This window comes from Micromonospora rosaria (genome assembly GCF_001567585.1).
Classification (GTDB): domain Bacteria; phylum Actinomycetota; class Actinomycetes; order Mycobacteriales; family Micromonosporaceae; genus Micromonospora; species Micromonospora rosaria.
Genome location: NZ_LRQV01000015.1, coordinates 1 through 23,520 on the forward strand (window position 1 = coordinate 1; position 23,520 = coordinate 23,520).

The 23,520-nt window shown below is 66.4% G+C and carries 23 protein-coding genes and 8 pseudogenes; 15 read left to right on the forward strand and 16 right to left on the reverse strand.

From position 1 onward, the window contains the following. Positions 1-220 precede the first annotated feature (220 nt). From AWW66_RS06940 to AWW66_RS06950, 3 genes are read left to right on the forward strand one after another with little or no spacing between them, the layout of a single operon-like run. Positions 221-1,228, forward strand: a complete 1,008-nt coding sequence (locus tag AWW66_RS06940) for a hypothetical protein (protein WP_067361453.1) — start codon at positions 221-223, stop codon at positions 1,226-1,228. Continuing rightward, complete coding sequence (locus tag AWW66_RS06945) at positions 1,225-1,863, forward strand: hypothetical protein (protein WP_157527219.1); 639 nt, start codon at positions 1,225-1,227, stop codon at positions 1,861-1,863. The genes AWW66_RS06940 and AWW66_RS06945 overlap by 4 nt, the downstream gene beginning before the upstream one ends. Next, the gene (locus tag AWW66_RS06950) at positions 1,856-3,985 is read left to right on the forward strand and encodes a hypothetical protein (protein ID WP_067361457.1); all 2,130 of its coding nucleotides are present in this window, start codon (positions 1,856-1,858) and stop codon (positions 3,983-3,985) included. Before AWW66_RS06945 ends, AWW66_RS06950 begins: the two co-directional genes overlap by 8 nt. 43 nt (positions 3,986-4,028) lie before the next feature. Here AWW66_RS06950 and AWW66_RS35905 read toward each other — a convergent pair. From AWW66_RS35905 to AWW66_RS33460, 4 genes and pseudogenes are all read right to left on the reverse strand, one after another. Further along, positions 4,029-4,121: pseudogene (locus tag AWW66_RS35905) on the reverse strand (IS5 family transposase); the annotation flags it as partial. A gap of 36 nt (positions 4,122-4,157) precedes the next feature. Beyond that, positions 4,158-4,940 (reverse strand): annotated as a pseudogene (locus tag AWW66_RS06955) (IS256 family transposase); the annotation flags it as partial. Between the two features lie 190 nt (positions 4,941-5,130). Continuing rightward, a complete protein-coding gene (locus AWW66_RS33455) occupies positions 5,131-5,817 on the reverse strand; it encodes a hypothetical protein (protein ID WP_157527221.1) in 687 nt (228 codons plus the stop codon). Positions 5,818-5,831: 14 nt separating this feature from the next. Beyond that, on the reverse strand, positions 5,832-6,377 hold the full coding sequence (locus AWW66_RS33460; RefSeq protein WP_157527222.1) for a hypothetical protein: 546 nt from the start codon (positions 6,375-6,377) through the stop codon (positions 5,832-5,834). A gap of 356 nt (positions 6,378-6,733) precedes the next feature. On the opposite strand from AWW66_RS33460, the gene AWW66_RS06965 reads away from it, so the two are divergent. Further along, entirely contained in the window at positions 6,734-7,885 is a 1,152-nt protein-coding gene (locus AWW66_RS06965) for an AbiJ-related protein (RefSeq protein ID WP_281179569.1), read from the forward strand. Between the two features lie 497 nt (positions 7,886-8,382). Here AWW66_RS06965 and AWW66_RS06970 read toward each other — a convergent pair whose 3' ends face one another. Both AWW66_RS06970 and AWW66_RS06975 read right to left on the reverse strand, forming a co-directional pair. Continuing rightward, positions 8,383-9,495, reverse strand: coding sequence for a hypothetical protein (locus AWW66_RS06970; RefSeq protein WP_067361465.1), 1,113 nt, complete (start codon positions 9,493-9,495; stop codon positions 8,383-8,385). Then, positions 9,492-9,686: a hypothetical protein gene (locus AWW66_RS06975; protein WP_067361467.1), complete on the reverse strand. Its 195-nt coding sequence runs from the start codon at positions 9,684-9,686 to the stop codon at positions 9,492-9,494. Before AWW66_RS06975 ends, AWW66_RS06970 begins: the two co-directional genes overlap by 4 nt. A gap of 543 nt (positions 9,687-10,229) precedes the next feature. Here AWW66_RS06975 and AWW66_RS33465 point away from each other — a divergent pair. Both AWW66_RS33465 and cas2 read left to right on the forward strand, forming a co-directional pair. After that, positions 10,230-10,484, forward strand: coding sequence for a hypothetical protein (locus AWW66_RS33465; RefSeq protein ID WP_157527226.1), 255 nt, complete (start codon positions 10,230-10,232; stop codon positions 10,482-10,484). 582 nt (positions 10,485-11,066) lie between these two features. Continuing rightward, positions 11,067-11,393: a CRISPR-associated endonuclease Cas2 gene (cas2, locus tag AWW66_RS06980; protein ID WP_245647977.1), complete on the forward strand. Its 327-nt coding sequence runs from the start codon at positions 11,067-11,069 to the stop codon at positions 11,391-11,393. 572 nt (positions 11,394-11,965) lie between these two features. Here cas2 and AWW66_RS06985 read toward each other — a convergent pair. From AWW66_RS06985 to AWW66_RS06990, 3 genes and pseudogenes are all read right to left on the reverse strand, one after another. Continuing rightward, complete coding sequence (locus tag AWW66_RS06985; protein ID WP_067361470.1) at positions 11,966-12,412, reverse strand: SitI3 family protein; 447 nt, start codon at positions 12,410-12,412, stop codon at positions 11,966-11,968. Positions 12,413-12,426: 14 nt separating this feature from the next. Then, positions 12,427-12,799: pseudogene (locus AWW66_RS32465) on the reverse strand (CdiA C-terminal domain-containing protein). Between the two features lie 185 nt (positions 12,800-12,984). Next, positions 12,985-13,513: pseudogene (locus AWW66_RS06990) on the reverse strand (DUF6244 family protein). A 592-nt stretch (positions 13,514-14,105) separates the two neighbouring features. Between AWW66_RS06990 and AWW66_RS32470 the strand changes: the two are divergent. The 4 genes from AWW66_RS32470 to AWW66_RS06995 all read left to right on the forward strand — a co-directional run bounded on the left by AWW66_RS32470 (position 14,106) and on the right by AWW66_RS06995 (position 15,374). Next, a complete protein-coding gene (locus AWW66_RS32470; protein WP_083978284.1) occupies positions 14,106-14,258 on the forward strand; it encodes a type II toxin-antitoxin system Phd/YefM family antitoxin in 153 nt (50 codons plus the stop codon). A gap of 87 nt (positions 14,259-14,345) precedes the next feature. Beyond that, complete coding sequence (locus tag AWW66_RS33475; RefSeq protein ID WP_157527228.1) at positions 14,346-14,510, forward strand: hypothetical protein; 165 nt, start codon at positions 14,346-14,348, stop codon at positions 14,508-14,510. Further along, on the forward strand, positions 14,507-15,088 hold the full coding sequence (locus AWW66_RS36325; RefSeq protein ID WP_083978285.1) for a helix-turn-helix domain-containing protein: 582 nt from the start codon (positions 14,507-14,509) through the stop codon (positions 15,086-15,088). The genes AWW66_RS33475 and AWW66_RS36325 overlap by 4 nt, the downstream gene beginning before the upstream one ends. Then, positions 15,021-15,374: a helix-turn-helix domain-containing protein gene (locus tag AWW66_RS06995; RefSeq protein WP_083978286.1), complete on the forward strand. Its 354-nt coding sequence runs from the start codon at positions 15,021-15,023 to the stop codon at positions 15,372-15,374. The genes AWW66_RS36325 and AWW66_RS06995 overlap by 68 nt, the downstream gene beginning before the upstream one ends. Positions 15,375-15,400: 26 nt before the next feature. Here the strand turns inward: AWW66_RS06995 and AWW66_RS33480 are convergent, their stop codons facing one another. Beyond that, complete coding sequence (locus AWW66_RS33480; protein ID WP_067361475.1) at positions 15,401-15,808, reverse strand: Imm1 family immunity protein; 408 nt, start codon at positions 15,806-15,808, stop codon at positions 15,401-15,403. Between the two features lie 106 nt (positions 15,809-15,914). Further along, positions 15,915-16,517: pseudogene (locus AWW66_RS36330) on the reverse strand (DddA-like double-stranded DNA deaminase toxin); the annotation flags it as partial. Between AWW66_RS36330 and AWW66_RS35910 the strand changes: the two are divergent. Together AWW66_RS35910 and AWW66_RS35135 are read left to right on the forward strand one after the other, a co-directional pair. Then, positions 16,417-16,632 (forward strand): annotated as a pseudogene (locus AWW66_RS35910) (excalibur calcium-binding domain-containing protein); the annotation flags it as partial. The pseudogenes AWW66_RS36330 and AWW66_RS35910 overlap by 101 nt on opposite strands. 42 nt (positions 16,633-16,674) lie before the next feature. Then, entirely contained in the window at positions 16,675-16,812 is a 138-nt protein-coding gene (locus AWW66_RS35135; RefSeq protein WP_245647985.1) for an excalibur calcium-binding domain-containing protein, read from the forward strand. A gap of 156 nt (positions 16,813-16,968) precedes the next feature. On the opposite strand, the gene AWW66_RS07010 is transcribed toward AWW66_RS35135, so the two are convergent. From AWW66_RS07010 to AWW66_RS07030, 5 genes and pseudogenes are all read right to left on the reverse strand, one after another. Beyond that, complete coding sequence (locus AWW66_RS07010) at positions 16,969-17,418, reverse strand: SitI3 family protein (protein ID WP_067361478.1); 450 nt, start codon at positions 17,416-17,418, stop codon at positions 16,969-16,971. A 207-nt stretch (positions 17,419-17,625) separates the two neighbouring features. Next, positions 17,626-18,078, reverse strand: coding sequence for a SitI3 family protein (locus AWW66_RS07015; RefSeq protein ID WP_067361481.1), 453 nt, complete (start codon positions 18,076-18,078; stop codon positions 17,626-17,628). Between the two features lie 17 nt (positions 18,079-18,095). After that, a pseudogene (locus AWW66_RS34250) lies at positions 18,096-18,500 on the reverse strand (CdiA C-terminal domain-containing protein). A gap of 376 nt (positions 18,501-18,876) precedes the next feature. Continuing rightward, positions 18,877-19,218, reverse strand: a complete 342-nt coding sequence (locus tag AWW66_RS07025; RefSeq protein ID WP_067361486.1) for a cupin domain-containing protein — start codon at positions 19,216-19,218, stop codon at positions 18,877-18,879. 25 nt (positions 19,219-19,243) lie between these two features. Then, positions 19,244-19,645 (reverse strand): hypothetical protein, encoded by a 402-nt coding sequence (locus AWW66_RS07030; RefSeq protein ID WP_211271858.1) that lies wholly within the window; start codon positions 19,643-19,645, stop codon positions 19,244-19,246. Between the two features lie 386 nt (positions 19,646-20,031). Here AWW66_RS07030 and AWW66_RS34255 point away from each other — a divergent pair. The 3 genes and pseudogenes from AWW66_RS34255 to AWW66_RS07045 all read left to right on the forward strand — a co-directional run bounded on the left by AWW66_RS34255 (position 20,032) and on the right by AWW66_RS07045 (position 22,590). Continuing rightward, positions 20,032-21,235, forward strand: a pseudogene (locus AWW66_RS34255) (IS110 family RNA-guided transposase). Between the two features lie 335 nt (positions 21,236-21,570). Further along, complete coding sequence (locus AWW66_RS34260; RefSeq protein ID WP_245647987.1) at positions 21,571-22,146, forward strand: tyrosine-type recombinase/integrase; 576 nt, start codon at positions 21,571-21,573, stop codon at positions 22,144-22,146. 225 nt (positions 22,147-22,371) lie between these two features. Next, positions 22,372-22,590, forward strand: a complete 219-nt coding sequence (locus tag AWW66_RS07045; RefSeq protein WP_067361489.1) for a hypothetical protein — start codon at positions 22,372-22,374, stop codon at positions 22,588-22,590. Positions 22,591-23,520 lie beyond the last annotated feature (930 nt).

Sequence of the window (23,520 nt, forward strand, 5' to 3'; positions counted from 1 at the left end):
CCTCAGCCTCGCCTGCGCCCTCATCTGCTGGCGCCAACTCCAACGTTAGGAGTTCTTAGTATCGAATGGTCCCCGAAAACCACCAGCACGATGGCTGGTCGGGGCTCCACGAGCTCGATCAGTCATATAAACGACATGCTGAGGGTGTCCTGCCCGGCCTGCGTCCGACTACCTTGGTCATCTAGCTGGCAGAGGCGCCGCGGCTGTCGAAGGGGGGCCGGTGACACTCGCGTCCCGGGTCGACTTCGAGGAGCACCGCTTCCGCCTCGGTAGCCTCGACGCGGCGCGCGTCGACTTCCATCGCATGCTGACGGCCCTGATCCAGGTGCAGTATCCGGGGGCGACCGAGGTCCGCGCGAACCCGGGCGACTGGGGCATCGACACCTTTGTGGGAAGCCTGGTCGATAAGGTAAATATCTGGCAGTCCAAGTACTTCGTTGATGGGCTGGGCAAGTCGCAGCGGGCCCAGGTGCGTGAGTCGTTGAGATCTGCGATGTACCACGCCCGTAAGCACGGCTACGTAGTGGAATCGTGGACCCTTTGCGTGCCGCGAGAGCTGGACGGTCCCGAGCGCAAGTGGTGGGACGGACGCGTCAAGGTGTGGGAGAGGGCATACCCGGGAGTCGTCATCGACCTGTGGGATCCCCCCAGGCTTCGTGGTCTGCTCATGTCGCCGGACGCCGAGCATGTACTCCACGAGTTCTACGGTCCGTCCCGGGAGCGTGCACTCCCGGGTGGTACCTCCAGCCATGCTGTGGTTCCGCTGCCCGCTGATGAGGACTACCAAGGGGCGCTGTTCGTCGCCCAGTTGGTTGCCACTGGCCTGCGTGAGATCAACTCCCAGAAAGTCGCCTTCTTCAACGCCGAAGTCCTCGCCCGCGACGTGGCGAACCGTGGGGTGCCGGAGGAACGAAACGCGTTGCTCGAACTGGACTACAGCGTCTGGGAGCTCTGGGAACGGCATGCCGCATCCGCCGCTGCCAGCGCCGATCGCGACGAGGAAGCCCAGGCCCGCGAGCTGTTCCGCATCGTGATGGACGAAGTGCGGCGGCTGCCGGCTCCTGGGAAGCTGCCAGTGCGTGCGGTGCATAGCGCCGGGATGATGCACCGAGTTGTGGAGACCAGACGAGCCGGATGGGTGAAAGGTTGGCGTGAGGTCGCGGCAGCGCACACCAGCCCGTCCCACGTGGCTCACCCTGAAGCGACAACGGTAGCGGTGGGATCATGAGCGCGCCGAGTCGCCGCCCAGCGGCAGACGTCGCCCCCTTGCCGGTGCTGCCAGAGGACCACGTGCTGTTCCGGATCACGCAACTCCTGCTACTCATGCGGGTTGTCGCCGGACCGGACACCCAAGGGCTCGGACTGGAACGCCTCGGTTACTACGACTTCTTCTCCGCCAACCCGTTCCTCGTGATCGGACGTGACGAGAAAAAAGCCCGCGCGCAACTGCACCTCGCTGGGTTCGACGAACGGCAACTTTCCTACGCCGCGACCGGGCATCGATTCGTGAACCGGCGCCGCCGGCTCCAGCACGACCTGGCGCTGCTCGCCGCCTACGATCTGGCGACGCTGCGCGCTGGCGGGTGGACCCTCACTGCTCGTGGTCTAGACACTGCCCACCAATTCACAGCACTGTACGCGGAGCAGTACATGACCAGCGTTCGGCTGGTCGTCCAACGCTTGGCCCGCTTCGGCAGCGACGCGGCGCTAGCAAGACAGGCAGGCCAGTGGCTCCGTGAGCCCCAGTTGATTCTCGATCTCTACGGCGCCACCGACGCCGAGGACCAGGAGGACAGGTCGGAGGCCACCCACGTTCAGGGCGGGACAGCTGATCGTGTCAATGAGGAGACCCCTGATGTCTGACCCAATCGCCGACCGGCCGGAAGCCCCCCCAACCAGGCGAGGCATCAGGCTCCAGCGGCTGCGCCTCGCGGGGGTAACTCGGCCCTATGACGTGGACTTCCGGTTCCCGGACGGCAGCTTTAGGCCGCTCAGCGTCATTGCGGGGCGGACCAACACCGGCAAGACCAGCGTGCTGCAGTTCATCGCCTATGCCCTGGGCGGGTCGTACTACCCGGACCACGAGGAAATCGTGCGTCAGGTGCGCGCGGCACTGTTGGAGGTGGTGCTGCCCGGCGGGGTGGCCACGATTGAACGCGGCATCGAGTCGAAGTTCGCATTGCTGTTCGACCAGCCGCTGGACCGGGCTGGCGAGACGGTTCCCCAGCCTCACCCCATCGAGCCCACCTCCGACGCGGCCAGTTTGTCGCGGATGTTGCTGACGACTGTTGACCTGCAGGATGTCCAGCTCCCTGAAGCGCCCGCCAAGTCGGAGACCGACACGCAGACCCTGAGCTTCCGTGACCTTATGTGGCTCTGCATGGTACTGAACGAGCGCGTCGGTAGCTCTCAGCTGCTATTCGAAGGCAATCACGCCAAGAACCGCAAGCTCCAACAAGTGGTGGATGCCGTATTTAATGTTCACCAGGCAGATGGCGCGGACCTTGCCGGAAGGATAAAGAAGCTTAACGACGACCTCACGAATGCCCGGCGTGATCTTGCCGCACTTGAAGGGTTCGTACGCGAGCAGGGCGCGGTGTCACAGGAGCAGCTACAAGGCGTCCTTGACGACGCCGAGGGAGAAATGGCGGCGGTACGGGACGCTCTACGGCGACTCGACGCCTCCGAGAGCGCTGCCGCCGACATGGCCGTCGAATTGCGGCGTCGTCATCAGCAGGCCGCCCGCGAGGCAATCCGCGCTCGCCAGCTGGTCCGTGACCGCGAAGCCCTCGTCAGTCGTTACGCCAGTCTCCGGGCCCAGTACAACGACGACATCCGCAAGCTGACACTCCTCAAACAAGCAGAGTCGATCTTCGATCAGCTATCGGTGCAGGTATGCCCAGCCTGCCTCGGCAAACTACCGGCACCGCCCACTGTACGCGGCTCCACGTGCAGCCTGTGCGCCCAACCCCTTGCCGGCCCCGTCACGTCCCTGACACTCGGTGTTGCCGCCGCCTCCCGCGAGACAGCCGTCGCCGGATTCAGGCAACAGGGCACCTCATCCCCCTCCGACCACAAGCCCGCCACCGCCGATGCTTCCGCTGAAGACAATGGGCACGCGAGCAGAGAGGACGCTAACGCAAGGGCCGCCGTCACCGCCGAACTCGCCAGCACCCGCCGCCGGCTGAAAGAACTCAACGAATACTGGGCCGAGCTAAACGACAGTCTCCCCGCACTCCGCGAGTCCAGCGAGCGCGCTGACGAAAACGAGGCGAGCCTGGCCGCCCAGGTCGACCGGGCAGCATCAGGCACCGTCGCCCCCTTCACAGTCGCCCGGGAAGAACTCCTGGCAAGACGTCAAGACGCCATCGTCCGCCGAGACCGCGCCAACTCCTCGATGAAGCAGTGGCGCGGCATCGAAGTCCGCCGTCGACGCATCACGCGAATGGCAGGCGAACTCGCCGACCTACGCGCGGAGGCCCGGGGGCAGAAAACCCGGCCCGACCGAAGCGCAATGATCGCCGCGTTAGGAGCCCGGTTCCGCCAGATCCTTTCTGACGTGGGCTACCCCAAGCACGACAACACGGGCAGCGTCGACGGAAGGTTTGTCCCGTCTGTCCGGGACCGGCCATATACATCCGCTTCCAGTGGCGGACAGGTACTGCAGACCCTTGCATGGATCCTGGCGATCTTCGAAGTCGCTTACGAACAGGGCGGCAATCATCCGGGGTTCCTACTGATCGACAGCCCGCAAAAGAACCTCGGCGGCAGCGCCAAGGACGATGACAAGGAGTTTGCTGACGTCACGCTGGTGGAGCGGCTCTACGGTCACATCATCAACTGGCTAGAGGGCGAAGGGCGTGGTGCCCAGATCATCATCGTGGACAACACCCCGCCGCCGATCGTCACGCCGTTCATTGTGGAGGAGTTCACCAGAAATCCAGACCGAGGGAGATTTGGGCTTATCGACAACGAAGTGGGCTGAACGGGCCAGGAGCGTCAAAAGCTGGTCCTCATGTTGACCTGCGGTCTTTGGTGAAGGTCTCGACGTCGACGCCGAGGGTGGCGTCGTGTTCGACGACGCGGTTTGTGAAGCCGGCGTCGACCCAGGTCTTGGTCAGGGCCTGTCTCGCCAACGGTGTTTCCGGCGATCTTGGTTAGTAGGATTCAGCGGTCGGGAAGCGGTCGCTGAAAGTGATGGCGAAGGCGTTCAACGCGGGTTTCCAGCGCATCGTCCATCGGGTCCTGCCTGTGCCGGTGGGGTCCAGGGACCGAGTCACGAGGTACAGACATTTCAACGCGGCCTGCTCGATGGGGAAGTGGCCGCGGGCCTTGACCGCCCGCCGGTAGCGGGCGTTGAGGGACTCGATGGCGTTGGTGGAGCAGATCACCTTGCGGATCTCCAGGTTGTAGTCGAGGAACGGAACGAACTCCGCCCAGGCGTTGTCCCACAGCCGGATCACCGCCGGATACCGCCCGCCCCACGTGTCGGCCAGGTCGTCGAAGGCCGCTCTGGCGGCGTCGGCGTTGACCGCGGTGTAGATCGGCTTGATGTCCCGCTTCAACTCGTTCCAGTACCTGCGCGACGTGAGCCGGAACGTGTTGCGGATGAGGTGGATCACGCAGGTCTGCACGATCGTCCGGGGCCACACGTTCGTGACTACCTCCGGCAGCCCTTTCAGGCCGTAGCAGACGAGGAAGAACACGTCCTTGACGCCGCGGTTGCGCAGGTCGGTCAGCACGCTCATCCAGAACTTCGCGCCCTCACCACCCGAGCCGGCCCACAGCCCGAGGATGTCCTTCTCCCCGTCGAGCGACACGCCGATCGCGGCGTAGAACGGACGGTTCGCGACCTGCCCGTCCCTGACCTTGACCACGATGGCGTCGATGAACACGGCGGCGTAGATGGCGTCGAGAGGTCGGTGGGACCAGTCGGTCATCACGCTGCACAGAACGGCGTTGGCCTGCTGCTGGAGCAGGAGCGTATCCCGTGGCCACACGCATACAGAATCCTCACCCCTTTGCTGTGTTGATGGAGCGCCGGCCACCGCTCAAACATCGAAGCAGCACGACGGACCCGCCGCGCGAGGACACCAGTCGTAGACTGTGCGACGCTTGTTCTTATCCTGTTCAGTCGCTTAGAGGCAGATCCCGCCTAGTGACGGCGTCTCGCTCATCAAGGCTTCCAAATTCTTTCAGGGCGGCACGAATGATCTTATCCAGACGGATATCATCCTTGGGTGAGCGCCAAGTAACGGGCATCACGCGCCCTGGAGCTAAGCGGCGGAGAGACCGATCAGGGAATCGCGCATTTGATACCAAGAACTTCAAAGCAGCAGGATGTGCAGCTAATTGTCGCGCCACTTCACCTGCACGCGCCTCCGTGAAATCCTCCCGGTGCGAGTATTTAACCTCGACTACAAGAGGCCCCCGACTTGTATCAGCAAGGTAGTCATATCGTGCATCGGGACTATGCTCAAGCTTGGTAACATCCGCCCACTTTATCCGACGCAATACACGACTGAGGGCTCGGACGACCTCGTGCTCATACTCGGAGTGAGAGATCCAGGTTCCCGGGGGATCGAGTTCTTCCACGTCTTCTGCTGGATGGACCTCCGAGATAGGAACAGTGACTGTCTGGGGTTCGGCGTCTCCAGGCCCCTGCGGATCGAGACGTACTACGGCGCGACCACCGGAGCTGCTGTCGTAGCGCTCAATTAGAAGACCGGGGAGCAGGTCAAGGCCCCAGCGGACGTGAACTCTCTCGCCGACCGAGGGGCCGAGGTTGGGGTCGCTGCGTCTGGTTCGCTCGGGCATGGCAGACCTCCTTCCTACCATGGTGCACCCTTCCCCGTCAGTACCGCTAGGGAGTCCGCGACAACCATGTCCATGTGTCCTGCCAAGCTGTTTAGGTGGCTGCGCCAAGTCCTGATCGTCCTCAGGTGCATCGGGTAGCCATCCGCAGCTAGCACCTTGAGCTTGTGATCTTCCGCATGCGCAATTGCGTTCCGTGCTTTATTCAATGCTTCAAGGGATTTATTCCATTGCGCCGATCGCGGATTTTTCTGGGCGAGCGCCGGCCAGATTTGGAAACCGAAGCGTAGAAAGTCATTGCCCAGCGAACCTGGCTGTGCGTTGCCTCGATCGAGGTCTCGCTTGAGGGTTAAGTTTACCTGCAGGGTACTGGCAAGTGGCGAGCCGGGCGGAGCAATCGACTGCACCAAGTAGTCAACCCCTAAATCATGTAGATCCCGTGCAAAACCCTGAAACTCGCCTGCAAGCCGCAAGACCATCGACCAGTTGAGTTGAGCTGTTCCGACCCGCCTACCTGGCCCTTGCCCACCGACAGCAGCGTGGGCGTCCATCAACTCCTGCACGCATGCTAAGCGGTCGGATCGCCAAGTGGTGAGAGCGGAAGACGGCACGGACGGAGGGTAGCGGATGCGAAACCGATCCGCCGCAAGTGACGTTCGTGAACTTCGGGCTCAAACGACCCAGGCAGGGGGCAGTGTGAACCTCGTCGAAACCCTCGACTGGCGACGCGCCGTCCCCGACCACCAAGATCCGCAAGACAGAACCTAACCGGCCCCGGCAGCGACGGGGTTGCGGCAGCGCGGCCCAGTCCGAGTTTGACAGCGCAAGCGTCGGGACGGTATGACAGCCCCAGGTCCGCCGCCCGCGGCCTCTTCCCTTCGTCACTACGCCGGAGGCCCCGATCGCCGCGGACCGACACATCACCGAAGTCACCCGACGCCGACTCCTGGACGGATTGGACTGGTTGCGCGGCAGCGTGCCGACCGGCTACCGGGAGTTCCTGGCCCCGTCGTACGCCTTCTGGAGCGGCGCCCTTCCCGAGACCGACTTCCTCGCCCGGCTCTACGACCTGGACGAGCTGCCCAGCCACGACCCCCGATACACCACTGCGTACCAGGACATCGTTCAGCACCGCGTCATGAACGACGACTGGCCCGAGGAGTGGATCTTCGATGACCCACGGTTCGGCTTGGCCGACAGCGACGACAGGTTGCTGCGGTTGCTCGCGGAGATGTTGCACCCCGCCGTGCGCACCGACCCGGCTGAGGTCGCGCGGCTGATCGGATTCCTCAACGGCGTACTCGTGCACGACGGCTACGAACTGGTCCAGGTCGACGACATCAGCAGCGCCCCGGTCTTCGCCTCGCAGCGCATCGGCGGCGGCGTACGCGGCACCATGAAGAACTTGATCTTCGCCGCGATCGGCCCCAAACCCGAGATCGTTCTCATCGACGCGGTCAACAACGACCTGCGCATCACCGGCAACGTGCAGAACTGCCTGATGTACGACCGGCCGCTGCCGGCGCGAGGGCTGACCTGGGCTGCCCTGGCCGACTGGTGGGCCGAAAGGGAAGGCATGGCCGGTGCGCCAGTACGAGAGGTCTCGTCGAGCCTGTACCGCCGCTTGGACCAGTCGCTGGGTGTCAACGACGCCGAGCGGCGGGTCCTGCGCACTTACGCCGAGCGGTACCTGCGGCTGGGTCCGGACATCCCAGCGCTGATCCCGCAGGTCTACCTCCACTACGACCCGCACACGCGCAGCCACCACCCGCCGGACGCGGCGCCGCTCCTGCGCCAGCGGATGGACTTTCTGATGCTGCTGCCTCACCGGGTCCGGGTGGTGATCGAGTGCGATGGCGTGCAGCACTACGTCGACGACGAGGTGTTGCCCAACGGGCGTCGGTACGCCAACTCGCGTCGGTACGCCGAGATGGCAGCCGAGGATCGCGAGCTGCGGCTGGCAGGATACGAGGTGTACCGCTTCGGTGGCGTCGACCTCGTTGAGGGTCTGGCCACTACCCGGCGTCTGGAGGACTTCTTCGACCGGCTCGCCCACCGGCACGCTGCATGAGCGCTGCCCGAAGCCCGATCGCGCTCACGAGACGCACCCGGTGACGCTGGACCCACTGTCATCGATCGGCCGCGATGGGATGATGGGTGAGGTGCGTCCTCGGTGGGCCAAGCTCCCACCGGCAGGGCGCGATCCGCCGAATCGCGCAGAGCACCGCGGACCGCGCGAGGGACCGTGACCTGGTCACGCCACCGCTGTCGGAGGCCGGGCGACGTGAGGCAGTCCCAGAGCGACGCCGACCGCTATCGAACGGAGCGGTGGGCGGACCCGGAGCAGGAGCGCCGCCGGCGGCAGTCGCAGAATGACGTCACAGGCGGCAGCCGCCCGTGAGGTCGAGGACCCGGGCGGCCGACGAGACCCTCCAGGCGATGTGGGACACGGTCGTTACGACTTCATGGCCAAGGATGACTGGTGAGCGGCGCTTGCTGCCTGCGCACGACGAGCTAAGTCACCTGGCGGGTGCTTCTGACCGCCGCACCCGTGGCCTGACCGCTGGTTCAGCCGGCGTCGAGTCCGAGAGACAACGCCACCAAGGGGTCCATGGTTTCCACCAGCGGTCCGTGTTCGCGGCGTACCCGGTCCTGCTCGCTGGGGCCGGTCAGGACCTGCCACGCTGTGGTCAGCGCGTGGGCCTGAAGCGCCTCGTCATTGATCTTGTATCGGACTACCGGCTTGCGGGCGTTCTCGGCTAGCATCTTCGGGTCGCCGACCTTGCCGGTACGGAAGGTGCGTCCGGCGCTGGGCATCTTGTCGATAAGGCGTAGGCGGTAGAGCATGTCGGCCGAGCGCCAGGTGGACCGGTGCAGCCGGAACAGCGTCTCGCGCCAGCCCGAGGTGACGAAGACCCCGGACTCGTCGTGGCGGCGGGGGCGGCGGGCCCGCACGAAGCGCAGCATCAAGTATGTGGCGATCTCGGCGTCGGACAGCACCCAGACCCACAGGTTGGTGAAGAACTCTCGGGGCAGCGTCACTGCGGCCCGGCTGGGGACCGTGTAGTCAGGGTGCTCGCTGCTGGCGACCTCGGACAGTAGCTGGAACTCGTCGTAGCGCCGGTTGCCCTTGGCCTGCCTGGGAATTTTTACGAGGTGTCGCTGCTCGAGTCGGGCTAGCGCTTCGATGATCTGCCGGCGCCGCAGCTCGGCCTTGACTCGCGGCGGCGCGTTGTCACCGCCGTAGGACTTCGCGGGCCGTACGTCGGAGAGCACGAGCTCTCGCCAGCCGGCGTATTGGTCATCGGCCCGACGCACGATGTTGCGCGGGTTCCGCACTGGGGTGCCGGGGCTGTAGCGGCACTGCGCGTCGAACAGCAGCAGAAGTTGCAGGCGCAGCTGCAGGCCCTGGGTCTGCACCAGCAGCGGCACCACCGGACTGCGTGCGTCATCCCGACGGGCGTACACGAACGGCGCGCGAATTTTGATATGCGAAGGGCGGATTCCCATCGCGGTCGTGTCGTCCCTCCCGCCGGTGCGCCACAGGTGGTCGAGTCGTTCAGCGACCCCGTCGGCGAGCAGCTTCTGGCGGTCTCCGCCGTCGAGGGCCGCTCGCAGCCGCCTCAACCGGGTGACGCGGGTGCCAGCCGCCTCGACGGCCGGCGTGGTCTCGTCGGTCACCGAGCGCTCCGCAACACCCGAGCGAAGGTGGTCAGCGCACCGAGCACGGCCAACGCGTGTCTGCGGGTCGCGGGGCGGCGGGCCGCCAGCGACAGAATCGCCACGACCACCGCCGCGATCGTGATCAGGACGAGCGGCACGGCCGCCACCAGGGCCAGGATCAGCCATGGCTGGTCAGGGATGCCCCACATGTGTCACGCTCCAGAGGGTTCAGCAGTGGAGGCTCGCTCACCGGATCTTTGTCAGGGATCCCCGGTGGCCGGGCCTTCGCCATCTTCGGCCACCCCCACAGTGCCGTATCAGCGGCCGGCGCAGGTGGTGCTGACGCCAATGACGATCTTCCTCTTGGCGACCACAAAGGTACTGATACTCCGACGCTATGTGGTCGTCCAAGGGCGGTTTTTGAGAGGCTGTTTCTGCTCTGCAGCCTTCCCACATGGCGGGACGCCTACCGGATCGCGTCTGTTTGCGCTGGCCCGCCCCGACATAACCTCCGGCAATCGAATGCACGTTCGCTAAACCTGCGTCCTCCCTCCCGGCGTGAACGGCACGAGGGGGAGACAGCCGTATCCGTGGCTGATGCGCGGGCGACGCGGTCGCCTTCGACCGGGCGATCCGCATCGGCTCCGCGAAGGCCAACGCCGACGGGCACCCGCTGCGTTGCTAACCTCGCGGCACCGACGGTTGGTGGGGTCGATGTGGTGGGCTTGAGCCGTCATGCTCCGGATGGCCCAGTGCAGACGGTCAGGTCGCTGGAGTCGGGCGACTGGTTGGAAGCAGCGATGGTCGCGCAGCAGCGCCCAGAGCACGTCGACGCGCCTGCGTGCCAGGTGTGGATCGAGGCGGGCCAGACCGTCACGATCACCATCCCGACCATCGTCGACGGGGTGGCCGAACCGGCCGAGCAGTTCCGCCGGCTCCGCATCTACGAGCCCGACTGGCGGGGCACGATCCCCGGCCCGGAGGTCACCGCCACCGTCGTCGACTGACCCCGACAGGGGTGAGGCCCGACCCGGGCGTGAGCCAGCGAGCCCTCGTAGCACCCGTGGGCAATGCTCGGCACCGGGTCGGGCAGGTCGTCTACTGACCGAGGAGTTCGCGGATCTCGGGCGGCAGCTCCGGCCACGGCTTGGCGTTGGACTCCCACCGGATGCCGTTGTCGCCGGGTACTCATCGCGGTGGTCGACCGGGCCGCGAATGACCTCGCGTGGGATTCCACCCGGGAACGCCATGTACGACGGGCGGCCGACAGCGGCGTCGAACCCGGACACGAAGTGGCGGCAGGTGTAGCGCTGTGGATTCAGCACCATCACCATCCGGCTGACCACTCCAACACGAGCATCGAAGGACCCTGCACCAGCCGCGCCAACGGCCAGCCCCGGCGGCATCAACTCCACCTCGGTGAAAGCCTCCGCACCAACAACTCCATCACGTTATCGGCAGCGTACCGACTCATTCTCGCGTCCGGAGGGTGCAGGTGACGTGGCGGCGCGCGATGGAGATCCAGGCGCGACTGGTGTTGGGCGTCATCGACGGGACACCCCGCCCCGCTACCAGGGCCTCAAGATCCGATGAGTACGGAGGACGTGCGGCGGTTCCTCGTCGCGTACGACGTCACGTACGACATCCGCCGGACGAAGGTGACCAAGAAGCTCGAATCGTACGGCGACCGTGTCCAGTACAGCGTGTTCATCGTCGACGCCCGCCCGGCGCAGCTGCTACGGCTTCGTACCCAGCTCGCCGATCTCATCGACCAGAGCAAGGATTCGGTCGTGTTCTGCGACCTGGGTGCCCCCCGTGAGAACCAACGCCGGTCGCTCGATTTCGTGGCTGCAGCCGTACCCTCACTGGGCACGGGCCGGCGATCCTGTAGCACTTTGGCGAAGGCTCCGTCGTGACGGTCGTGAGCGTGGACCCTTCGCGGGGGTGTTTACCCAGATCGGATGCCGTGTAGGACGGCCCGACCGTCGTCTCGATGGTGTCACATCGACCGAGGGAGCGCACCCTTCGCAACAGGCCGATCCCGGCGCAGCTCAAGGCGGGTAAGATTCCGACCCACCGCAGCTCCTCCCAGGGCTGCCCTTCATCGAGGCGTGATGGCGTGCGGGTGCGACGGGACGTGCCGCAGCCCGCAGCTCATTCCGGGCTATTGAGGCAGGGCTTCAGCAACCTGCGCGCTGGCGGGGTGGCCTCGCCCGCAGCTCCTCTCGGGGTTGCCCTTCATTGAGACGAGACGAGCATTCCGCCGAGCGACTCGACGACGGCCGCAGCTCCCTCCCGGAGCAGCCTTCATTGAGGCGTGTGCATGGTGCTGCCCCAGGTGACGGCGAGGTGGTGGGCCGCAGTTCCTTTCCGGAGCTGCCCTGCATTGTGGTTGCTTCGACCGGGCGGGGCCGGCTTCCGTGCCACCCAATACCGAACCATTCCTTGAAGGCAGCGCCGTTGGCGAGACAGGCCCGGGGCATACGCATCAGGTGATGAGGTGATCCAGGTGGTAGTGGCTCCACCAGCGTGGTCGATGCTTGCGGACGGTGCCGTTGGTGCGGGTCAACAGCAGGTGGTTGCCGTCCTGGATGAGGGCCGCGTCCTCGTCTCCGCCGGCCAGGACCCGGGCCACGGTCGCCGTCATGTGGGGGACGCCTTTGTCGACGAGGTCATCGGTGCGCATGTCGAAGGTGATGTTGACGTAGGCGGTGGGTTCCCATTCCCAGGGGGAGTCGTTGTCGGCTTCGGCCCAGTAGTAGCCGTTCGTGCCGGAGTAGACGCTGATGGCGTAGCCGCGTTGGTCGTGGAGGTTGGCGCTAAACAGGTGCGGGTTGGCCGGCGTGGGTTGTTCGTCGGGGCTGGTGGCGGTGAGGGCGGCGATGTCGGCCAGGGAGAGGGCGCCGGCGAGGGTCAGTCGGAACTCCACACCCATGGTGTTGCCCCTTCTCACCGTCGCCGGAGGATCTGCATGATCGTACCGGCGGGGTGACCGCGACGACTTCGTTGAGCCGGTCGATGGGCCACTGGTCGAACTGGCGTGAAGGGCCGTCAGATCGCCCTGCCGGTCCTTCAGGTTGACGACTGCGTGTCTGTCGATTTTCTCTCGGAGCTGACTCCAGATGTTGCGGGCCGGCGTGCGGGCGCTGGGTGAGTAGCAGTCGAAGACGTGCCCCTCGACGAGGTAGTCCGGACTCTTCTCCGGGTCGCCGTCATCACCGGTACGGGCCCAGGCGTCGCTGATGCTCGCCGGAATGAGGTTCTGGTGGACTCGGTAGCCTCTGGCAGCCAGGGTGTCCGCGCAGTCGTTCTCCAAGTCCAGCGATCGTCTGGTGCTGTCATCGACGTCGGGGTCGATCCTGGTTCGGGGCCCGGTCGGCCTTCCGCCGGGAACGCCCGTGAGTGGTCTGCTCCAACCGGCCGAGAGGATCTCAGGGACAGCGGTGGAGCCGGAGCGGTTGCCGGTGTTGAGGGAAGGGCTGGTCGGGGTGAAGCCGCCAGCCCAGCTCAGTTTCCCGCTGATCCGAGCTGGCGTGCCTGGACGGATCGTCGCCTCGACGGCCTGTTGCGCGGCGGTTGTCCGCTGCACGAGCAGCACGAGGACCTGTTTGACGCCATCGAGGGCCTGAAGGAGCGGGTTGGGTTGCCCGCCTTGCAGGATCGTGGTGACCATGCGCTGCGCATCGACGACTTGATTGATCGTCGCGGTCGTGGCCTCGCGGATCGCGGTGACGCCCTCGCCGACTGGGGCCAGTGCGGCGATGGTCTCCTGCGGTGTGGCTTCGCGGGGCACGGTCGCGGTGGCCGTGGTGGTCTCACCGATCCTGGTGGCGAGGGCGGACGACCCACCCTGGACGGTGGAGATGGAGGCACGTACTCGGGCCATGCCGGCGGCGACGGCGGTAAAGCCGGCACCGGCGGCGCGTACGGCGATGTCCTGGGCCTGACGGTCGGCGGCGGCGGTCAGGCTCTGCGCCCGCTCGACTCCGGCCACCAGTGTCCGAAGCTCACCCGTGATCTCGTCAACGCCCGCCATGTAACGACCACCTTCCGCAAGAGCGGCTCACCTGACGAGAACCTACCTGCCACGCCAGCTTCCCACCGTGCTCGTAGAGACCGCGGGTCTGCTGCATCGGCAGGTGACCCAGTCGAGGGCGTGTGGCGGCCTGTTTGGCTGCCCGCACCGACCCCGCCGACCCCGATCGATGGACAAGCCATTCGACAAGCGCGAGATCTCGAGCGGGCGGAGTCGGCGCGGCGCCGGTGCGCATCTTGTGGGTGAGCGGGCACCTGCCGGAGTGCTGGGGCCGGTGCGTACGCGCGGTCGTGGTGCGTTCGGGTCGCGGTCAAGGTCGAGGCGCTCCACATCGCGATCATCGGTAGCACACCGAGACCTTGATCAGGCGGATATCCACAGATCGAGCGCTGTCCACAGGCGGGGTCCGGTGCGGTTGCCGGACCCGGCCGCCGTAACGGAGGGTGGGTGGGTCGGCGTGGCCACTCTCCAGCCGCCGGCCGCGCCCGGGTGGTGGCGGGGTGGTACCGGTCAGCAGGCCACCGACGGTCCGGGCCCGGACACCTTAAGCGTCAACTTGACGGACCACAGTGGAGAGCTTAAGGTTTAGCTCGTGAGCACGAGGAAGGTCGGGATCGAAGACGCCCGCAAGCGGCTCGGTGATCTCGTAACCGCAGCCCAGCAGGGCGCCGACATCATCCTGACCCGCAACGGCCGCCCGGTCGCCCGGCTCATCCCGTACGAGGAGCCTGCCGACGAATCGTAGCGGCGCCGCCCGACAACTAAGTCGGGCCCGGGCTCGGTGATCCTACCCACCGGCCGGGCCCTTGATCAGGAAGAAGAGTCCTGACCCGTGAACATCATGGCTGACGTGCGCCCATGCGCGCACACCGCCCTCGCCCGACGCACCGTCGCCAGCTACGCCGGCACCGCAGCCGGCCTGCGCGCCGCCCTCCGGATCGGCGCCGCCGCGACCTGCTGCACCCAGACCACCGTCCCGGCCGGCGGCGCCCGATGAGCCTCACCGTCAAGGCGGCCCTACTCGAATCCCGCACCCTGCCGAAGAACGAGGGCCGGGTGCTGCTGGCCATCGCCGCGCACACCAACCGGGCCGGCGACGCCTGGCCCAGCGTGGCCACGATCGCCGAGTACGCCGGCTGCTCCGAGCGGACCGTGCAACGGTGCATCCCCAAGCTGATTCAACTCGGCCGCCTGGTCGTCACCAAGGTCGCCGGAATCGCCACCCGGGTGTACCGGCTCATCTTCGGCGGGGGTGCCAACCAGAGCGTCGGGGTGCCATCTGACGATCGGACCCGCCAAACCCCGCCCCGTGGGGGTGCCACCGACACCGGGGGCGTGTCGCCCGAAGGTGAAGGGGATCTGAAGCAGAAGGGGGCGGGCGCGCGAAGCTGGCGGGATTGGATTCCGAAGAACAGAAACCCTCACCGCCAGCCAAACCTGTATCCGGAACGTCGCGGCGCCGCGCTGCCGCCACCTCCAGGTGGTGATCGGTGCCAGAAGCCCGGTCATGTCGGACAGCCCGATGGCGCCTGCGCGCCTTGCCGATCTGAAGCTCTCGCTGGAGGTGTTCGGTGACGAGCACGTGAAGGTCGCCCTGTTGACCACCCATGACCTCAAGGGCACCGATCGCCTGGTGACCCGCACCCTCGCTGCCCACGCCAACGACTCGGGCGATACGTGGCCAGCCGTGGACGTCATCGCCGATCACATCGGGTGCAGCGATCGCACCGTTCAGCGCGCCCTCGCTTGCCTCGTCGCCGGCCGTCTCGCGGCCCGGACGGTTCCCGGCCGTGCCCCCGGGTCTACCGGCTCGTCGCCACCGACGATGGTCCTGTGCTCCCACCGGTACCTGGCGCGCTGACCCGAGCGTCCGGGGCCGGACAGCGGTCACGGGGCCGGTCGGATCGCCCGCGTCCAGGGCACGCTCGTCGGCCGTTGCCCGGTGGCGACGTACTCGACGACGAGCCTGCGTGCCGTGGCCGTGTCGAGGCGGGCGACAGCGGCGGAAATCTCGACGAGGCCGGCGTCAGGGGACTCGTAGACGGTGATGCCGTCCGCCGTGTCCACGGCCGTGGCGTAGGTGCTGTCGGGCAGCCACCGCGCTGCGGCCCGGTCGGCGTCGATGTCGATGTCGACGCGGAGGACGGGCTGGTCGGTGGGGCCGATGGTGAGGGTCTGTCCGCAGCCGCCGTGGGGCATGACCGCCTCGACCTGCTCGTCGAACCGCCGACCGGCCTCCTGCGGGTCGGGCAGGTCGTAGGGGTGGCCGTGGTAGTCGCGGAGTAGCAGCGTCATGGGCGGGTGATCCTTTCTCCGGTGCCGGTGTACTCACGCTGCCACCATGTGGCGCCGCCGTCGCGTGTGACCCACACCCGCAGTCGACTTCCGGCGGAAGGATCGCGGGCAACATCTTGTCGCAGGTCCACGGGTAGGCCTGGTCACGGTCGTTGGTGCCGCAGACGGTGTTGTCGATGGCCAGGTCACCGCTGGTGGCACCGGTGCGGCGCAGTCGCGCGGCGGCCTGGGACTCCACGTGGTCGTAGAAGGTGACCGGCGGCCCGCGTAGCGGATCGTGATCGAGGTCGGCCGCGAGGGATCGGTCTCCTCCGCCGGAGGTGACTGGTGTGCCGTCAGGTAGCCGACACTCGCGCCGCCCGTTCGGCCGGTGACGGTCGTCGTTGCCGGTCACGACACTGCGGAGCGTGGCAAAACGACCTCCCACCAAGAATCCCAGTCCGCTGATCGGTCTCTGCGCCGTTGTCGCCGTCCTGTGCTGCGGTGGAGCGGTAGCCTCGCTCACCGACGACGACAAGCCACCTGCGGCGTCGCCGGCCGCGCAGGCGGGCACGGGCGTGGACGGGATCGAGGTGACGTCCGAGCCTTCCCCGACGGGGTCGGTGTCGGTGCGCCCGCCGTCCAGCGAGCCGGCCGAGCCGTCACAGTCATCAACCCTGACACCCGCTCCGGAGCGGACCACCCGGCAGCCAGCCCCGAAGCCGACCACCCGATGGCCGGCCCCGTACTACAAGAACTGCGACGCCGCGCGCGCCGCTGGGGTGGCACCCCTGTTCGAGGGTGAGCCCGGCTACCGGCCGGAGCTCGATCGTGACGGGGACGGAGAGGCCTGCGAACCTGGCCGGGGCAACGGTGACCGTGGGGAGTTGGACCACAACGACGGTGGCGTGTACTACGCCAACTGCGCGGCGGTGCGGGCGGCGGGAAAGGCGCCGATCCGGCGTGGTGATCCGGGGTACTCCCGGCGGCTGGACCGCGACGGCGACGGCGTCGCCTGCGAGTAGGGGGAGGAGGGGGCTCCGGCTGGTGTGCCCGTCGCGGATCAGGTCCGCGGTCTGGGCGTGAGGCGGACGGTCGGTGCTTCGTCTCGTACCTGAGTCCTGCGCGGGACGCCGAGACCGGTCCTTCGTGTGGTGTGCTGCGAGGGTGTGACGCTTGGGCTATCGGGTGAAGATGTCTGCGAGCCCGTAGTTGTCCCACCACGTAGGTCGGTGTGTGCGCAGCATGCCGGCGGTTCGGGTGAGCAGGAGCCAGTTGTTGTCGAGGACCAGCGCCGCGTCCTCCGGCCGGTCGGCCAGGACCCGGGCCACGGCGGCGACCATGTCGGCGGTAGCGGTGTCCGGCTGGTCGTTGGCCATGTCGAAGATGACGTTGACGTACCGATCGGGCTCCCATTCCCACGGGGTGCCGTCGTCGTCCTCGGCGTCGAAGTAGCCGTTGCTACCCGCGAAGACGCTGACACCGAATCCCCGTTCGGTGGTGCAGTCGACGGTGAGCAGGCGAGGGTGGCCGGCGTCGGTTGACGTACAGGACCCTTCCGGTGCGACGAGCACCGCGACCTGCTCCAGCGGGATGTCCCCGGCCAGGGTCAGTCGATAATCGATGCCCATGTGCCACCCACTCCCAGTCTCGCCTCAGAATCTAGATGATGCCGAGACCTGTGGATGCGACGAGCTTCGCCTCCTGCTGTAGGGACCTGTCCCGGCCAGGGTCAGCTGGTAGCCGATTCTCGTCATGACCTCTGCCGCTGGTGTTCTCCGTGACCCTTCGGGATGTGGCCTGCCGCTGGACCGTGTCCTTGGCGGGAACGGGAGAGGTCAGCCGTTGATGAGGTGGTCCAGGTGGTAGTGGTTCCACCAGTGGGTGCGGTGTGTGCGGGTGACGCCGTCGGTTCTGGTGAGGAGGAGGAAGTTGCCGTCCTGGATCAGGGCCGCGTCCTCGCTTCGTCCGGTCAGGATCCGGAGCGCCGCGGCCACCATGTTGGGGATGCCCTTGTCGGCCAGGTCGTCGGCGCGCAGGGAGAAGGTGACGTTGACGTAGGTGTCGGGTTCCCATTCCCAGGGGGCGTCGTTGTCGGTGTGCGCCTCGTAGTAGCCGTGGGTGCCGGCGCGGACGGAGATGGCGTAGCCGCGTTGGTTGTACAGGCGGGCGGTGAACAGGCCTGGTATCGACGCGGGCTGTGGTGTCTCGTCGGGGGTGGCGGCGGTCAGGGCGGCGACCTCGTCGACGGGAGGGGCGCCGGCCAGGATCAGGCGGAACTCCACGGCCATGAGGTCCTCGTCCCTTCTCAGTCTCGCCGGATGATCTGGAGGATCGTACCGTCGCGTTTCACCGCGACCAGTTCCTTGAGTCCGTCGATGGGCCAGTTGTCGAATCGGCGCCGCAGGGTGGTCAGGTCGCCTTCCCAGCCTTGAGGTTCACGGCGACGCGTTGGGTCTGGTCGTCGTCGACCTTCTCGCGGACCTGGCTCCAGATGTTGCGGACCGAGGTGGTGGCCTGGGGTGAGTAGCAGTCGAAGACGTGGCCCTCGATGAGGTAGTCGGGGTCCTTGTTCGGGTCTGTCGCCGGTGTGGTCCCCGGCGGCAGCGATGTCCTGCGGGGTGGGGTTTTGGTGCACCCGGTAGCCCTGGGCGGCCACCGTAGTGGCGCAGTCGTTTTCCAGTTCGAGACCCCGGTGGGTGCTGTCGTCGATGTTGGGGCGGATCCTGGCCGGCGCTCCGGTCGGTGTGCCGTTGACGGCCCCGGTGGGTTGCCTGCTTCAGGGCGGGGACACGGCGTCGGTGTCCTGCCCGGACCGGGGCTGGTTCGGGGGTCGGCGTGGGGCTGGCGTGGGACCGGCCAGGCCCTTGTCGGCGTACGGGTTGCAGTGCAGAGCCGCCATCGACATCCGCGGCCTCAGCGACGACCTGACGGTCGAGCGACGCCAGCACACAGGTGTCATCGACTACACACGTTGGCCTTGTCGATTCCAGTAGCTTCCGCTCATGCCGATGTGCGGATGTCATGGGACGGTGCTGGTCGCCGTCTTTGGGCCTGCGGATGATCGCGCAGCCGATCTGAGTTACAAGTCAGTGAGCGGGTACCGACACACAGACCATTGTGGTGTCCTCAATGGCCTCAACGACCCCGGGCGCCTGCTCGGGCACGTGAACAAAGTCCCCTGCGTGCACCGTTATGGCGTCGCTTCCAGCGCCCACTCGTAGAGCTCCGCAGAGCACTACCCAGATCTCCGAGTAGGAGGCCAGCAGGTCGGCCGACGCCCCGGCATAGAGGAACGACGTGTAGGCGCTCATCGACCTGCCGGCCTCTTTACCGAGGCCGGGCGCGATGAGGATCCGGTCGCCGAAGCGGACGGCGGCGTCGCCAATCGTCGAGCTGAACCTGCGGACCTGCAGGGACGTGACATCCATACCGAAGCCTCTCTCTGCGCGGTGGTTAGGCGTCGAGCTCGGTCGCGGCGACGGCGTGTACGGGCGGTGCCTGGAGCCCGAGTTCTCGTGCGATGGCCGGAATCTCCGGGTCGGCGAGGAACTTTTCGTAGTCTTTCGTGTCCCAGTCGAAGATGGACCACAGCCGGTGCGCGTCGTCAGGATCGAAATAGACCCGGGCGCCTCGGCAGCCGTGCTCCCGCCGCTTCTGCGCGCCGATGGTCTCGAAGATCTCTAGGAACCGAGCGGGGTCGGTAACCTTGGCGATGGTGACGATCACTCTCTGCTCCTGAGCATCTTGTATGATTTTCTGCCAGTCGATCAGGATCGTAAAACCTCGACTCTGGTCGAGGTCAACTGCTGCCGAGTTGATCTGGAAGGCCGTTCCGTTGTACGTCCACTCTTCCACATCGGCAGGATGCCAGGCCGAATGTGCGAGGTAATGGCCCGCCGGGCATGACGTCCGGATCCTGCCGCTCCGGGTGGACTGGTGTTCATCACCGGTGGTGACGCACGGTGACTTATGGCTACCTCTCCTGTCTCCGCCCGTTACCCCCGTTACCTTCTTGATCGTCCCCAGCTGGGGACTGCTCGGTCGCTCGGTTCGGTATGACTTACTGCCCCTGTCGTTTGCATGATCCGGGGGGTGTTGTCGCCGGGCCGGGTGGCGTCGGCGGACCGCTGATAGGGACCCGGCCACCCCCGTGGGGGTGGGTCTCTCCGTAACGTGGATGCCGGCAGTTCGACGCTCTGACCAGCGGCCGAGCCCATGTTGGACATCGTGGGAGACGAGACGTGACCAACGAGTACGGCGTGTTCCTCGGCCTGGACGTCGGCAAGAGCGACCATCATGCGGTCGCGTTTAACCCGGCAGGTAAGCGGCTGCACGATGCCGCGTTGCCGAACACCGAGCCCGGGCTGCGGAAACTGTTCGACAAGCTCGGCAGGCATGGGCGGATTCTGGCGGTGGTGGACCAGCCCGCCTCGATCGGGGCCCTGCCCGTCGCGGTCGCCCGGTCCTGTGGACACCAGATCGCCTATCTGCCCGGTCTGGTCATGCGCCGGCTCGCTGACCTGCACCCCGGCACCGCGAAGACCGACGCCCGCGACGCCTTCGTGATCGCCGACGCCGCCCGGACGCTGCCGCACACCCTGCGTCGCGTCGACGCTGGCGACGACACCCTCGCTGAGCTGGAGGTGCTGGTCGGCTACGACGACGACCTCGCCGGTGAGGTCACCCGCGTCTCGAATCGGATCCGTGGCCTGCTCACCCAGATCCACCCGCCTCTCGAACGCGTGCTGGGCCCGAAAGTCCAGCACCACGCCATCCTGGAGGTGCTGTCGCGGTGCGGCGGCCCGGCCGGGCTGCGGAAGGCCGGCCGGTCGAAACTCGCCGAGATCGTCATGCCGCGGGCACCACGGATGGGCGCCCGCCTTGTCGAGCAGATCTTCACCGCCCTGGACGCCCAAACCGTCGTCGTCCCGGGCACCACCGCCGCCGAAACGATCCTGCCCAGACTCGCCGACAGCGTTCGTGAACTGCTGAAACAGCGTGACCAGATCGCCTTCCAGGTCGAGGAGATACTCGATGCGCACCCTCTTGCCGAGGTCCTGATCTCGATGCCCGGCGTCGGGATCAGGACCGCAGCCCGGATCCTGCTCGAAGTCGGCGACGTCACCTCGTTCCCCACCTCCGCTCACCTGGCCGCGTACGCCGGACTCGCGCCGGTCACCCGCCGCTCCGGCACCAGCATCCGCGGCGAGCACCCACCCAAGGGCGGCAACAAGCAGCTGAAACGCGCGATCTTCCTGTCCGCGTTCGCCGCCCTGTCCGACCCGCTGAGCCGGGCCTACTACGACCGGAAGCGCAGAGGGCAAAAGACACAACGCCGCGCTCATCTGCCTCGCCCGCCGCCGGGTCGACGTCCTCCACGCCATGCTCCGCACCCGCAACCCGTACCAGCACAAACCAGCAGAAAAGCTCGCCCTCGCCGCTTGACAAAACCCATAGGGACCCCCCGCGTCGTACCGACCGACCAACTCGTCGTACACGCCGCAGTGTCGGCCTTCCTGGGCCGTTACCGTGGCCAGACTCGCGTGCACACCGAGTCCGACCTGTGTGTCCTCCTCCGGTGGTGCACCAACCAAGACCTGGGCCCGCTCGCCGCTGCGCGGGTCGACATTGAGCGGTACGTGCGCTGGCTGCAAGACGTCCGCCGGTACCAGCCCTCGACCGTCTCCCGCCGGCTGTCGGTCGTGGTGGGCTTCTACCGGGTCTGCGTCATCGACGCCATCCTGGAGCACTCGCCGGCCGACTACGTTCGCCGACCCACCGTGCCGGCCGAGTCACCGACCCTCGGACTGGGCCACCTCCAGTTCGAAGCCCTTATCACCACCGCCCGCAAGTCCCCGAACCCGAACGGCTTCGCCCTGGTCGCACTCCTGGGCCTGCTCGGTCTGCGGATCTTCGAAGCCTGCGGGTCGAACATTGCCGACCTCGGTGAGGAACACGGCCACCGCGTACTGCGCGTGCGGGGCAAGGGCGGCAAGGTCGTCCTCGTCCCGCTGCCACCAGCAGTCGCCCGCGCCATCGACCAGGCCGTCGACGAACGCACCAGCGGGCCGATCCTGCGTAACCACCACGGTCGGCGGATGGACCGGCACGTCGCCACCCGCCGGCTTAAGCACCTCGTCACTGCCGCAGGGATCCGGATGCCGAGAATGCACCCCCACATGCTGCGCCACACCTTCGTCACCACCATGCTCGGCGCCGGCGTCAGCCTCCGCGACGTGCAGATCGCCGCCCGCCACGCCGACCCGAGAACCACCATGCGCTACGACCGAGCACGCAAGAACCTCGACCGCCACCCCAACTACATCCTCGCCGCCTACATGGCCTCCGGAACATGACCATCCGCTCACGACTTTGCCGATGTGCGTTGACTTGATCATGGCCGAAGACGCGATATCTACCTACGCGGTGCAGCACCTGTCACAGGCAGGGTCACCGCACCCGCGTAGGGTCCGAAGATGCGAGACCTCTCTCAGTAATTCGTCAGCCCGCCCAGCAGTGGGCCGTCGTCGAAGCGCGGGGACAGCAAGGAGTCCTGCCAACGCGACGAGCAGCGGCCACCAATGCTGTACGCAGATTGCGCCGGCGAACGCTACTGCAGCACAAGAACCCGCCCAGATGACGGCCCCATCGGCGCGGTACGTACTGAACCAGGCGTAGTCCTCAGCTTCTCGTTCGAGCTCGGCGATACGTGCATGGGCGGCTGGCCATCCAACTCGATCCTCGCGTTCGGCTACGCGTTCGTCATGAGCTTGACGCTCTTCTTCTGCGCGCTCTTCTAGGCGCCTAGCCTCTTCCTCCCAACGCCTGGACCCTTCCTCCCACTGATCTATCTGCAAATTCTGACAAGGCAGACATAAGTTCCATCTTGCTCGGTGAAGGCTGCTCCCGTATGACCCGAGCTGACTCTCTCGGTCGTAGCTTCCGTGCGTGGAGCAAAATATTCGTCCACAACTCACGCAACGCACTGAAGGTGACCGATCGACGCACTGACTCGCCGTTCCGACTATCAACTGAGGGATCTCGCACGAGGAGTTCTGCTGCCGGCCTGTAGCCGGAGGTTGCACCGGCGGGGGAAATGGCGGCGGGACATAAGACCAGGGTTGATGGATGCCGGGAATGGGGATTTGACCATGTGGGGCCGGGATAAGCGTCCGTCCCGTCACCGGATCTATCAACCCAGCCTCCAAAGTTCCGTGGGGTTGAACTAAGTCGCGTGAGGAGATTGTGGCATTGCGCTGCCGGTCACCTCAAGGTCGGATTCGGGAGGAAATCCTTCACGCCGAGCAGTTCGTGTGGTTTTGCCTGTTGGCTCGAAGGAAATTCTCGTGAGAGGCACCGTTCGCGAATACCTCTCTCAAATGCTCTCCGTTGCCGGCTCGGCGTCCCGAGTTCGAGTCGCAGGGAAAGATGGCAAGCGCTGAAGCGTGGTGGGCTCTGCCGCAGATGACGGTGGAGGTGGAGGACGGATCCTCATTGTCGTGGGCCGTTGAGGACCGTGGCTGGTCGGCGTTGGACCCGCCGCGTTCGGGCGAGACCATGCCGCCGAACGGATCGCTGCTCGATTGAACTCCCGCCGTGGTGGCCGACCTCAGCGTTCGCCGTGAGATTCGATCTTCCGCGGCCGCACGGGCCGCTCTGCGTGACCGGTGGGCGATAAGCTCGAGCTTGTGATCCAGTTGGGCAGCCGGATACGGTCGCAGCCTGAGCAT